Consider the following 11,795-nt stretch of genomic DNA (forward strand, 5'->3'; position numbering starts at 1 on the left):
GTGAGGGGGCCGGGTCGGGGAAGGCCCGGGTGGAGCGTTGGGCGATGATTGTGCAGGATCGAACGACAGGGTGCCCCTGCGCCCGGAGCTCTCGCTTGGCGTCCCCTGCGCTCCCTGCAGCCGAACGGAGGCCCCGTGCGGGCGGGCTGACCGCGCCCGGGCGGCCGCTGGCATCGCTGCGGCACCGGGACTTCCGGGTGCTGCTGGCTTCGACGATGGCGCTCCAGGTCGGGTCGTGGGTGCAGACGATCGGCCAGGGCTGGCTGGTGGTGCACGACCTGGGCGGGTCGGCGACGAACCTGGCGGTTGTGGCGCTGCTGCGGGGGGCGTTCCTGGTGCTGGTTTCGCCGTTCGGGGGCGTCATCGCGGGGCGGCAGGAGCGGCGGCGGCTGCTGATGCTCTATACGGCGGTGAGCGCGGTCATCGCGGTGCTGCTGGCAGCGCTGGTTTCGACGGGACGGATCGAGCTGTGGATGGTCTACGTGCTGGCGGCGCTGGCGGGGATTGTGGAGGCGCTCGCGGGCCCGATCCGGAGCCTGCTGGTGTTCGATTCGGTCGGACCCGACGAGATGACGAATGCGGTGGCGCTCAATGCGCTCGGCGGGAACGCGATGCGGGTGATCGGGCCGGCGATCGGCGGGGCGCTCATCGGTCTGATCGGCACGGAGGGGACGTTCGAGGTGCAGGCGGGTTGCCTCGTGGTATCGCTGGTGCTGACGGCGCGGCTGCGGCGGTTCGAGCCGGAGCTGGCGGAGGCGAAGGAGAACGCCTTTGTGAGCGTGGCGCGGGGGATTGCGTACGTGGTGCGCGACCGGCGGATGGCGCTGATTGTGGGCATGGCGGTGCTCCCGAGCGTGCTGGTCTACCCGTATGTCAGCTTCCTGCCGCTGTTCGCGAAGGACGTGCTGCACGAGGGAGCTGAGGCGTACGGGTTCCTTGCGGGAGCGGTCGGGCTGGGGTCGCTGGCAGGGGGCGCGATTGTGGCGGCAACCTCGAACCGGCAGCGGCTCGGTCCCCCGATGATGTGGTCGTGCCTGCTGTACTGCCTCTCGGTGGCCTCGTTCACGTTCATGCGGGAGCTGTGGCTGGCGGTAGGGGCGCTCGTGGTGGCGGGGGTATTCCACAGCATCTACGCAGCGTTCAACGCCTCGCTCATGCAGATGAAGGCGGCGCCGGAGTTCCGGTCGCGGGTGGTGGCGCTGCAGACGATGACCTGGGGGATGACACCGTTCGCCGGGCTGCTGATGGGCGCGATGATCGACCGCTGGGGTGCGCCCCACACGGTGTTCTGGTGGATGATGGCGGCTGCCGCGCTCACGCTTGCGCTGACCCTGGGGAGCCGGGAGCTCCGGAGGGTATAGGCAGTGGAGGCGCTCCATTCGCTCCTTGGGCTCGGGCTGCGGCGGCTTGACGCGGAGGGACGGCTGACCGGCGAGCCGGCCGGGCAGGAGCTGCTCGAGGGGGTAACGGCCCTGTTCGTGGTCGACCTCGAGATGTCGGGGCCGAACCCGCAGGTGCACGAAATCCTCGACATCGGGGGCGTGCGGGCCGCGCTTGTGCCGGGGCTGCCCGAGGAGGAGGCATGGAGCGCGCGGGTGCGCCCGCGGCGGATCGGAAATGCGGTGCCCGCGGCGCTGAAGGTGGTGGGGTATTCACCGAAGGCGTGGAAGACCGCGCTCGAGCTGGAGGCGGCGATGGACCGGTTCGCGGCTGTTGGGCGCGACGCGGTGATTGCGGGGTGGGGGATGGCGCAGGACCTCGCCTTCCTCGCGGAGGCGTTCCGTGCGCTGGGGTCTCCGTGGCCGTTCGCGCTGGCGGCACTGGATGTGCAGGTGATTGCGCGGGCGCTGCTCCGCGGCAACGGCGAAGTCGACCGGTTCAACCTCGGGCATGTGGCGGACCGGCTGGGCATCGGCCGGATGGGGGAGCACGGGGCGCTGGCGGATGCGTACGCGACGTACGACGTGCTGGTGAAGCTGGTGGAACGGGTCGCCCGGCTGACGGCCGAGAGGGAACGCTAAGGCCTGCTGGCGTCCGCGAGCCCTGCCGCGAAGTCCGCCTCCTGCTGCCGGAGCTCGGGCGAGGCGTAGCGGATGGTGTATCTGCCGATGCCGTTGTGCTCGTCGTAGCGGATCACCTCGAGCGGGGGCGTCGAGAACGTGGCCTGAGCGATCCCGAGGATGGTCCCGTCCGGAGCGATGTGAACCTGGAGGCGTGCAACCCGGTTCTCGGGGCGGGAGGCCTGCACAGGCCCGCCGGGGACGTCGAACGGGTCGCGCGGTTCGATCCCGAGGATCGCCAGCGTGGTGCCATCCGCCATAGTGGCGAGGAGGTCGAGCCGCGGCACCGGGCCTGCCAGGAGGTACTCGACCGCCCTGCGAGCATCGGCTTCATCAGCCCAGAAGCCGTTCGGCCGCCGGTCGAGCGTCACCTTTCGGATGACGGTGCCGGGGGCCACGCCGAGGCGCGTGCAGTCTGTTTCGCCGCGCACCATGATCGTTTCGCAGGCGACCGACAGGGTGCGAAGGCGGGAGAGCGTCGCTGCCGGGTCGCCGCGGAGGAGCCCATCGAGGGCAGAAGCCGCCGCAGGAGCTTCCTGCTGCAGCCGGGAAAGCGCCCCAACGGGGTCAGCGGGGACTCCGGAGAGAAGGCCGGGCGTAGGCGTCGGGGCTGCAGACACCGGCGGCTGCTCGCTGCTGCCGCTCCTCGCGTTCCAGAGGAGCGCGCCGGCGGCGATGATGACCGCGGCGAGTGCGGCTGCCGTCAGCGCAAGCTGCCGGGGGTGCCTCCACGAGATGTTCGATGAAGCCATGGCGCGGTTCCTTTCGCCGGGCGCCACTGCCCGGCCGCTCAATGTGCTTCGAACGCTGGCGTGTCGGGCGAGCGCCAGCGTAAGGACCAGTTCTGACAGGAGTAGGGAATCCATGACGGGGAATAGCCAACCCCGCCCGACCGGTTGATGGTCGAGCCGACACGATATCCGGGGCACGACGTAGCCGAAGGTCCATGCAGCCCCACTGATTTGCCGCCCATTACCGAACATTCTGAACCGTTCGCCCAGCACGTGTCGTCCGTCTTATCCACGACGGCCACGTACGCTGAGGGCCGCATGGCCATATGAAGGTGGAGCGCGCTCGTCCCACAATACCCCGGATTGGCAACGACGGAAGCAAGCCACTGCCCTGCGGAGCTGACGGCTGATGTGTACCCGGAGCTCACAGAGGCCGTGGAAACGTGAAGGATGTCAATGTCGTGGTCGTAATCGGTGACCCAGGTCCCTGCGACCAGGCGCTGCATGCGGGCCCGCACGCGGCAGTCCTCGGCAAGGAAGTACCAGTACCGGACGGGATACGCCTGCGTGACGGGTGCCATCGCCCGGACGTAGACCGGTGTTGAAAGCGAGAGCGACCCAGAGTAGTCATAGGCTCCGAGGCCCGCGTAGTCGTCGAAATGCAGTCCATAATCAGCAACGGAAGCACCGCCGTTCTGATGGGCTGGCATTACCCAGACCTGCGTCGCAAGTGCCCCAGCGCTCCGTTCTGCCGTGAACGACGCGAGCGTGACTGTCGCACAAGCAACGATGACAGCCACTCGCTTCATGGGCGACCTCCGGTGCATAATTTTCGTCATGCTAGCCACAAATTGGGGGGGGTCAAGGGCTCGGCAACGGTGAGCGAGGGGCGCCGGCAGCGGGCGCTGGCCCCTTGACAACCCTTAGCCCAAGGCGAACGATACAGGTGATGTTCTCGGGGCGGGGTGCAATTCCCCACCGGCGGTGAGAGCCCGCGACCCCCGAGCCGCTGGCGCGGCGAGGGGCTGACCCGGTGGAATCCCGGGGCCGACGGTAACAGTCCGGATGGGAGAGAACAGGGCTGGCGCTGCGCTATGCGCGGCGCCGGTCGGCGGTCGCCGTCGTATGCCCGTCTGCCCCGGGGAGATCGCGACTACGGACCCGGGGGCCAGGCATCGATGGCAGCAGCGCAAGGTGACATCAGCCATCCGGCGGGCGAGGGGCACGGCTGATGTTCACGGGAATCATCGAAGAGGTTGGCGAGGTGGTGGAGGCGGGCGAGGGGACGCTGCGCATCCGCGCACCGCTCATCCTGCAGGACACGAAGCTCGGCGACTCGATTGCCATCAACGGGGTGGACCTGACGGTGGCGGAGATCGCCGGGGACACGTTCTTCGCGAACCTGATGCCGGAGACGTACCGTCGGAGCAACCTCGGTGAGCTGCGGCCCGGGGACCGGGTGAACCTGGAGCGGTCGTGCCGCCCGACCGACCGTCTGAGCGGGCACATTGTCCGCGGGGTGGTGGAGGGAACCGGGACGATCGAATCGTTCATGCCGGAGGGGGATGCCGTGATCGTACGGATCCGGGCGCCCAGGGAGCTGCTGAAGTACATGGTGGTGAAGGGGCCGGTGTGCATCGACGGCATCAGCCTGACCATCATCGCGAAGGACGCGGAAAGCTTTTCGGTCTCGCTGGTGCAGTACACGCAGGAGCACACGAACCTGGTCGGCCGGAAGCCTGGCGACCGGGTGAACCTGGAGACGGACATCCTGGCGCGGTACGTTGACGCGCTGCTCGAGGCGCGAGCACAGGAGGCGGGGCAATGACGGAGCGCGACCCGGTGATGGCGACGGTGCCGGAGGCGATCGAGGAGTACCGGCGCGGGAAGTTCGTCATCATCACCGACGACGAAGACCGGGAGAACGAAGGGGACCTGTGCATTGCGGCGCAGTTCGTGACGCCGGAGCACATCAACTTCATGGCGAAGTACGGGCGGGGGCTCATCTGCTGCTCACTGACGGAGGAGCGGTGCGACCAGCTTCAGCTCCCGCTGATGGTGGACCCGCGCTCGAATACCTCCGGCTTTGGGACGCCGTTCACGGTTTCGGTCGAGGCGCGGACCGGGGTGACAACGGGCATCAGCGCGGCCGACCGGGCGCGGACGGTGCAGGTGCTGATCGACCCGGCGACCAAGCCTGAGGACCTTGCGCGGCCGGGGCATATGTTCCCGCTGCGCGCGCGGAAGGGCGGGGTGCTGGTGCGCGCGGGCCAGACGGAGGCGAGCGTCGATCTCGCGAAGCTGGCGGGGCTGTACCCGGCAGCGGTCATCTGCGAAATCATGAAGATGGACGGGCAGATGGCGCGGATGCCGGACCTCAAGCGGTTCGCGCGTCGGCACGGCCTGCGGATCGTCACGGTGAACGACATCATCCGGTATCGGCTGCGGACAGAGCGGCTGGTGACGCGGGTCGCGGAAACGCGGCTCCCGACGCCGTACGGGGAGATGATGATCCTCGGGTACAAGGCGGAGGGGCAGCCAGACGAGCACGTCGCGCTGGTCAAGGGGGAGATTGACCCGGACCGGCCGACGCTGGTGCGGGTGCACGACCAGTGCGTGACAGGGGATGTGTTCGGGTCGCTGCGGTGCGACTGCGGGGAGCAGAAGGAGAAGGCGCTGCGGATGATCGCCGAGGAGGGCGGCGTCTTCCTGTACATGCGGCAGGAGGGCCGCGGGATCGGGCTGCACAACAAGCTGCGGACCTATGAGCTGCAGGAGCGGGGGCTGGATACGGTTGACGCCAACCTTGCGCTGGGCTTCCCGGCCGACCGGCGGGATTATGGCATCGGGATGCAGATCCTGCGGGATATCGGCGTGAGCAAGATGCGGCTCATCACGAACAACCCGGCGAAGCGGGCGGGGCTGGAGGCGTACGGGCTCGAAGTGGTCGAGCGGGTGCCGATTGTGACGACGCCCAACCCGCACAACATCCGTTACCTGGAGACGAAGCGGCAGCGGATGGGGCACCTGCTGGACGGGCTGGAGTCGCTGGTTGTCGAGGGCGGCTCGTGAGCCGGGTGCTGGAAGGGGCGCTCGACGGGGCCGGGCTGCGCGTCTGCGTGGTGGTTTCGCGGTGGAACGAGTTCGTGACCCGGCGGCTGCTCGAGGGCGCGGAGAAGGTGCTGCGCGAGCGGGGCGTCGCCGATTCGGATGTCACGGTGGCGTGGGTGCCGGGGGCATTCGAGCTGCCGACCGCGGCGAAGTGGGCGGCGGCGTCGGGGCAGTTCGACGCCGTGGTCTGCCTTGGGGCGGTGATCCGCGGCGAGACGGCGCACTTCGAATATGTCGCAGGCGGGGCCGCGGAGGGGATTCAGCGTGTGGCGGTGGAGACGACGGTACCGGTGATCTTCGGGGTGCTGACGGTCGACACGGTGGAGCAGGCGCTGTCGCGGGCAGGCGGCAAGGACGGGCACAAGGGCGAGGAGGCGGCGCTTGCGGCCATCGAGATGGCGAACCTGCGGCGGCAGTTGTTGTAGCCCGCCGGTGTGCGGTCAGAGCGGGCAGATGTCCCGGTAGGTGTACTGGGGATTGGCGTAGCCGTGGTCGAGGAGGCGCTGGACGTAGCCCGGGGTATCGATGCCCGGGCCGGTGGTGGCGAGATAGCGGGTTGCTTCGAGGCAGCCGCCGACGACGGAGCCGCGCTCCTGGTAGCCCTTGCGGAAGGCCTCGGCGGCGTTGAGGAAGACCTGCTCGCGCCCCTCGCGGATAACCCGGTCGAGGGCGGGGTTGGGGTCGGCGCCTGAGGCAGCCGTGGCTACGGCGATGCGGAAGAGTGCATAGGAGACCAGTGCATCGCGGGAGTCGCCGCGGCCGTTTTCGGCCTTCCAGTCGCGGAGGGTCTTGTCGGCGATGGCGGCTTCGTAGGCGGCGATGGCGGCCTCCCATTCGCCTCGGGCGAAGCGGTCATCGGCATCGAGGATGGCATGGAAGAGGAAGACGGGCGGGTCGAGGTCGACCCTGAGCGCGCTGAACCTCCCGCCGGAGAGGGTGTAGCGGTAGGTTCCGCCGCGGGTGGGGCCGGCCGCGAGGCTGCTCGAAGGGCCGGCGTGGAGGACGATGGCGGTGGACGCGCCGGCGCCCTCGAAGGCGACGCGGTCGACGCCGGTGATGCCCTGGTCGGCGGGGCCGATGTCGCGCCAGGCGGAGCCGTCCCACGTGTAGACGCGAACGAGGGTGGCGCAGCGGGTGGCCGTGCAGAAGTTTTCGAGGAAGGCGACCTCAGGGCGCGGGCGGCCGTCGCGGTCGGCTACGGAGAAGATAGCGCGGCCGAGGATGGAGGTGTCGGCAGCGCCGGGCGGCGACAGGGCGACGAACCCGGGGGCCGTGGTGAGATTGACGAAGACGACGCCGGGGTAGGGGCCAACCGGTGCGGGCTGGGGCAGCGGGAGGAGGATTGCGGAGTCGGGAGCGAGGTCGCCGTCGATGTCGGCCTCGATGCAGGAGAGGCCCCAGCGCTCAGCAACCACGGGGCTGCACGGCCCGGCGGTGCGCTGGAGCCGCTCCAGCGCCTGGCGGGCTTCGGCGATGTCGCGCGGGGGCGGGCCGATAGGGTCGGGGGTTGGGGTCGCGGTCGGCGCCGGCGTGGGGGTGGCCGTTGGCGCCGGCGTTTCGGACGGAGGCACGAAGTCGGCGGCGGTGCCGCAACCGCAGCCGCCGGTGACGATGGCGAGTGCTGCGAGGAGGGGCGCGATCAGGGCGCCGGTGTGAGGTAGTTTTCGACCGCCCATCCTTCACCCAGCGTGGTTTGAACTTTCCACCACGTGAAGTTCCCGGCCTGCTGGGGTCCGCCGGTGACGCGGACCTCGGCGCCATCCTGCAGGCATATGATGGCGTCGTTTTCTGTGCCGGGATTGGTGCGGACGTTCAGGCAGTCGCCGGTGCCGGTGACGATGAGGCGCTGCCCGGCGGTGAACCGTCCGGGGCCGACGGAAGCCGTCACCGCCGGCGTGGGCGGTGCGGGCGAGCCGGTCGGGCCCGGGGTGCTGAATGCAGGTGCGGTGGGCGTGGCCGTAGCAGCCGGGGCGGCGGTGGGGGTTGGGTCGGGTCGAGCGGGTTCGCTGCCGGTGAGACGGTCGGCGGCCCAGGTAATGCCGAACGCGACCCCGACAGCGAGGAGCACAGCGAGCGGGATGTACCAGTAGGTGAGCCAGCGGTGGCGTTCGTAGATTCGGGGCAGTGGCTTGCGGGGAAGGGGTTCGTCGCGCGGGGGCTGGTAGCGGCGCGGACCGCTGCCGACCGGGGGCGCGACGTCGTCGGGGAGCTGGCGACGGACGAAGGTGGTGCCGATGACGGGTTCGGGTTCGGAACCCTGCGGCCGGGGCGGCATCGCCCCGGGGGCCGCCGGCGCGGGCGGGGGCGGCGCGACGCGGGTGCCCTCTCCGGGATGGGGCGCCGGTTCGCCGGGCGGGCGGCCGGGGGCACCGTAGGCTATCGCCTGCGGCGAGGACTGGTGGGGTTCGCGGGTCGCGCAGCCGTTGTTGGCGACCCAGCAGCCGGGGTGGTGGAGGACGCCGCAGCCGGTGCAGCGGAGCACCGCTTCGCCGTCGTCGAAGGCGCGGTCGCAGAGGGGGCAGAAACGCTGTTGAACGCTCAAGCTGGGACCCCGGGGCGTCTCCCAGTATCCGTGCCGTGATCTCCATCTTCAAGACGGAACGGCGAGGGCGCGGAAAAGGTTCCCATCAGGCGGGCAACCGGGAGGTAAATTCTTCGACCTCGGCGAGGGTGGGGAGCGAGGCAGCGGCGCCGCGGCGGGTGCAGGCGAGCGCTGCGGCCCGGCAGGCAAATGCAGCGGCGGCGGGGAGGGGGTCGCCGGCGGCGAGGCGGACGGCGAGGGCGCCGCAGAAGGCATCGCCTGCGCCGACGGTATCGACTGCGTTGACCGCCGGCGCAGGCACGCAGGTGTCGCCATCGGGAGCGTGCACGAATGCGCCCCGCTCGCCAAGGGTGATGATGACGGCGGCCGGGCCGAGCTTGCGGAGCGCTGCAGCCTGCGCGGCCGGGTCAGCGGCGGGCAGGCCGGAGAGCGCGGCGGCCTCGACCTCGTTCGGGATGAGGAGGTCGGCGAGGCGGAAGACCTCGGGCGGGTGCGGCGCGACGGGCGCGGGGTTCACCAGGGTGCGGACACCGGCGTCGCGTGCGATGCGGAGGGCGGTGAGCGTGGCTTCGGGCGCGACTTCGAACTGGACGAGGAGGAGGTCGGCGGCTTCGATGGCGGAGCGGACGGCTTCAACGTCAGCGGGGGCGAGGGCGAGGTTCGCACGCGGGAGGGCGTAGATGAGGTTGCTGCCGTCATCGAAGACGACCGGCACAGCGACGCCGGTCCCTTCGTGGTCGAGCTGGCGGACGAAGCGGGTATCGATGCGCGCGGCGGCGAGGCTGGCGAGGATGGTCTCGCCGAAGGGGTCGCGGCCGACGGCCCCGACCATGGTGACCTGCGCGCCGAGGCGGGCGGCGGCGGTGGCCTGGTTGCCGCCTTTGCCGCCGACGAAGGTGGCGAAGGAGCGGCCGATGAGGGATTCGCCGGGGAGCGCAGGGCGCCGGGCGCGGACGACGAGGTCCATCATGAGCGAGCCGACGACGGCGATGCGGGCCACGGGGGCAGTGTAGCGCGGCTCGCCCGGGCGGCGCCGGCGGCGTAGGCTTCGCGGCATGGTACGGATACTTGGCATCAACGGGGCGATTCGGCCCGGCAGCACGGCTGACCGGGCGCTGCAGTTCACGCTGGGGCGGCTGGCATCGCTCGGGGCCGACTGCGTGACGTTCGATATCGGGCAGCTGCCGCTGCTGGACGGGCGCCCGGCGGAGCAATACCCGGAGGCCGTGGGGGCGTGGCGGGCGGCGTGCCGGGAGGCCGACGGGTTTGTGGTGGCGGTGCCGTCGTATCACGGGGCGCTGCCGGGCGGACTGAAGAATGCGCTCGACTTCATCGACGCGCCGGAGGCGGGCGGGAAGCCGTTCCTGGTGGTAGCGGTTGCCGGGGGCGACGCCGAGCCGGGCGGGACGGACGTGACCCGGGTGCTGCGGCACATCGGTGCGGTGGCCGGGGTGCCCGACGTGGTGGTCTCGCGGGCGGCGGAGCAGTGGGGGAAGGGCGCGGGACCGGCAAACGGGGAGGTGGCGGCGGCCATTGAGCGGGCGGCGGCGGCGCTCATGGCGCTCGGGCGTCTGCGGGCGGAGGGGCGGCTGCCGGCGCCATGAGCGGCTGGAGGTTCTGCCCGGCATGCGGGAAGGAACGGGACTCAGGCCCGGTGGACCCGACGACGCCGTGCCCGGGGTGCGGCTACCGGGAGGTGCGGTATCCCGGCGTCGGGGTGGCGGTCATCGTGCGGGACGGGGAGGGACGGGTGCTGCTGGGGCGGAGGGCCGGCGGGCGCCGGGCCGGGCTGTGGTGCATCCCCTGCGGGCGGCTGGAGTGGGGGGAGGAGGTGCGGGCGGCAGCGATTCGCGAATTCCGGGAAGAGACGGGGCTTGAGGTTGAACTGGCGGGCGTGTACGACGTGCACTCGAACTTCCATGACCCGGACCGGCTGACCGTGGGCATCTGGTTCGTGGGACGGGTGACCGGCGGCCGGCTTCGCCCGGCGGACGGGGAGCTGAGCGAGCTGGGGTGGTTCGACCCGGCTCAGCCGCCGGAGCTGGCATTCCCGACGGACGCGCTGGTGCTGCGACGCCTGGCGACGGAGGGCCAGGGCCAGTAGCGGCCGAGGATGCGGCCTTCAATGAGGTAGGGCGGCACAGCGCCGAAGTCGCGGCTGTCGGTGCTGGCGGCCGGGTTGTCGCCGCGGAGTTCGACAGCGCCGTCGGCGTGCACGCGCGCCACACGCTTGACGAGCAGGCGGTCGAAGTTCCGCGGGTCGTGGGCGAGGACGACGTCGCCGGGGCGGGGCGGGTGGGTGCGGTAGGCGCGGCGGTCGGCGATGACGCAGTCGCCGGGGCGGAGCGCGGGGCGCATGCTTTCGCCCTGGATTTCGGCGCGCTGGAGGCGGCCGGTGAGCACCTTCGCGCTCGCAGCTACCAGGCCGAGGACGAGCAGGAGTCGGCGGAGGCTCATGGGCAGGCTCGCGGGGTCAATGGATGAGGGGGGTGCCTTCGGGAGCGCCACTGAGGTCGGGGCGGCCACTCCACAGCCAGGCGAAGTTGGTCTTCGAAACGCCGACGAGCATGCCGAAGAGTGATTTTGGATGGATGAAGATGTTGGTGCCGGGCGGGCGCCCCTCGGCCTGGGAGTACTGAAGGCCGAGCGCGTCGAGGCGTGCCTCGAGCAGGGGCACGTCATCGGTTTCGAGGTAGCACATGTAGAGGGAGGGGCCGCGCTTCTGGAAGAAGCGGTCCATGGCGCCGCCGCCGAAGGTCTGGGTGATTTCGATGCGGTCGAGCCGGTGGGGCGGGTCGAAGAGGGTGAGGACGCCTTCGTAGCCGTAGAGTTCGCTGCGGATGGGGACGAAGTGGGCCGGTTCGAGGCCGAAGATGCGGGTGTAGTAGTCGGCGGCGGCGCGCCAGTCGGGGACGGGGTTGGTGACTTCGTAGATGGAGCGGATATCCCCGACCGGGTCGCGGTGAACGTCCTGGATGATGACGGCGGGCATGCCGTAGGGGGCTTCGCGGAGATAGAGGGCGCCGTGTTCGACGGTGTACGGAACGTGGTTGGCGTCGAGGCGGGCAGCCATGGCCTCGATGGAGGGCGTGGCGAAGCCGACGCCGTACAGCCCTTCGCCCCAGCGGTCGGCGAACTGCCGGGCGGGGCCGGGCCCTGAGGGGGTGAGCAGTTCGATGAGCGACTCGCCGGCCTGGAGGGTGGTGCGGCGGGCGCCGAGGACTGCCGAGGCGTCTTCGGCGAGGCGGCGGGCGCCGAAGAGGGCGGCAAAGCGCTCTGCGGCCTCAGCGCGGTCATGGACAACGAGCAGGATGCGGTCGAGACGTGTCAACACGTGCGAACCCCCCGGTG

The 11,795-nt window shown here is 70.7% G+C and carries 13 protein-coding genes and 1 riboswitch; of the genes, 7 read left to right on the plus strand and 6 right to left on the minus strand.

Annotated elements, in window-relative coordinates; genetic code table 11:
* Nucleotides 1-95 precede the first annotated feature (95 nt).
* Nucleotides 96-1,361 (plus strand): MFS transporter, encoded by a 1,266-nt coding sequence (locus tag A9A59_RS12115; protein WP_165772707.1) that lies wholly within the window; start codon nucleotides 96-98, stop codon nucleotides 1,359-1,361.
* A 3-nt stretch (nucleotides 1,362-1,364) separates the two neighbouring features.
* A complete protein-coding gene (locus tag A9A59_RS12120; protein ID WP_098504512.1) occupies nucleotides 1,365-2,021 on the plus strand; it encodes a 3'-5' exonuclease in 657 nt (218 codons plus the stop codon).
* On the opposite strand, the gene A9A59_RS12125 is transcribed toward A9A59_RS12120, so the two are convergent.
* Nucleotides 2,018-2,812 carry a hypothetical protein gene (locus A9A59_RS12125; protein ID WP_133117616.1) on the minus strand — a complete coding sequence of 265 codons (795 nt, stop codon included), beginning with the start codon at nucleotides 2,810-2,812 and terminating at the stop codon, nucleotides 2,018-2,020. The two genes, A9A59_RS12120 and A9A59_RS12125, sit on opposite strands and share 4 nt — an antisense overlap.
* A gap of 926 nt (nucleotides 2,813-3,738) precedes the next feature.
* A riboswitch (FMN riboswitch) is annotated at nucleotides 3,739-3,872 on the plus strand.
* Between the two features lie 150 nt (nucleotides 3,873-4,022).
* On the opposite strand from A9A59_RS12125, the gene A9A59_RS12130 reads away from it, so the two are divergent.
* The 3 genes from A9A59_RS12130 to ribH are packed head-to-tail and all read left to right on the plus strand — an operon-like array spanning nucleotide 4,023 to nucleotide 6,327.
* A complete protein-coding gene (locus A9A59_RS12130; RefSeq protein WP_098504514.1) occupies nucleotides 4,023-4,619 on the plus strand; it encodes a riboflavin synthase in 597 nt (198 codons plus the stop codon).
* Nucleotides 4,616-5,863, plus strand: coding sequence for a bifunctional 3,4-dihydroxy-2-butanone-4-phosphate synthase/GTP cyclohydrolase II (locus A9A59_RS12135; protein WP_098504515.1), 1,248 nt, complete (start codon nucleotides 4,616-4,618; stop codon nucleotides 5,861-5,863). The genes A9A59_RS12130 and A9A59_RS12135 overlap by 4 nt, the downstream gene beginning before the upstream one ends.
* On the plus strand, nucleotides 5,860-6,327 hold the full coding sequence (gene ribH, locus A9A59_RS12140) for a 6,7-dimethyl-8-ribityllumazine synthase (protein WP_098504516.1): 468 nt from the start codon (nucleotides 5,860-5,862) through the stop codon (nucleotides 6,325-6,327). The genes A9A59_RS12135 and ribH overlap by 4 nt, the downstream gene beginning before the upstream one ends.
* A 15-nt stretch (nucleotides 6,328-6,342) precedes the next feature.
* On the opposite strand, the gene A9A59_RS12145 is transcribed toward ribH, so the two are convergent.
* The 3 genes from A9A59_RS12145 to A9A59_RS12155 all read right to left on the minus strand — a co-directional run bounded on the left by A9A59_RS12145 (nucleotide 6,343) and on the right by A9A59_RS12155 (nucleotide 9,444).
* Nucleotides 6,343-7,578: a hypothetical protein gene (locus A9A59_RS12145; protein ID WP_098504517.1), complete on the minus strand. Its 1,236-nt coding sequence runs from the start codon at nucleotides 7,576-7,578 to the stop codon at nucleotides 6,343-6,345.
* Complete coding sequence (locus tag A9A59_RS12150) at nucleotides 7,542-8,444, minus strand: RING finger protein (protein WP_098504518.1); 903 nt, start codon at nucleotides 8,442-8,444, stop codon at nucleotides 7,542-7,544. The genes A9A59_RS12145 and A9A59_RS12150 overlap by 37 nt, the downstream gene beginning before the upstream one ends.
* Nucleotides 8,445-8,529: 85 nt before the next feature.
* Nucleotides 8,530-9,444, minus strand: coding sequence for a ribokinase (locus tag A9A59_RS12155; protein WP_278286903.1), 915 nt, complete (start codon nucleotides 9,442-9,444; stop codon nucleotides 8,530-8,532).
* Between the two features lie 55 nt (nucleotides 9,445-9,499).
* Between A9A59_RS12155 and A9A59_RS12160 the strand changes: the two genes are divergently transcribed.
* Together A9A59_RS12160 and A9A59_RS12165 are read left to right on the plus strand one after the other, a co-directional pair.
* Nucleotides 9,500-10,048: an NADPH-dependent FMN reductase gene (locus A9A59_RS12160; RefSeq protein ID WP_098504520.1), complete on the plus strand. Its 549-nt coding sequence runs from the start codon at nucleotides 9,500-9,502 to the stop codon at nucleotides 10,046-10,048.
* 50 nt (nucleotides 10,049-10,098) lie between these two features.
* Entirely contained in the window at nucleotides 10,099-10,548 is a 450-nt protein-coding gene (locus A9A59_RS12165; protein WP_278286904.1) for an NUDIX domain-containing protein, read from the plus strand.
* Here the strand turns inward: A9A59_RS12165 and sodX are convergent.
* Nucleotides 10,473-10,901 (minus strand): nickel-type superoxide dismutase maturation protease, encoded by a 429-nt coding sequence (gene sodX, locus A9A59_RS12170; protein ID WP_098504522.1) that lies wholly within the window; start codon nucleotides 10,899-10,901, stop codon nucleotides 10,473-10,475. The two genes, A9A59_RS12165 and sodX, sit on opposite strands and share 76 nt — an antisense overlap.
* 16 nt (nucleotides 10,902-10,917) lie before the next feature.
* Entirely contained in the window at nucleotides 10,918-11,775 is an 858-nt protein-coding gene (locus A9A59_RS12175) for a VOC family protein (RefSeq protein ID WP_165772708.1), read from the minus strand.
* Nucleotides 11,776-11,795: the final 20 nt, after the last annotated feature.

The sequence above is a fragment of the Tepidiforma thermophila genome (assembly GCF_002563855.1).
Lineage (GTDB): Bacteria > Chloroflexota > Dehalococcoidia > Tepidiformales > Tepidiformaceae > Tepidiforma > Tepidiforma thermophila.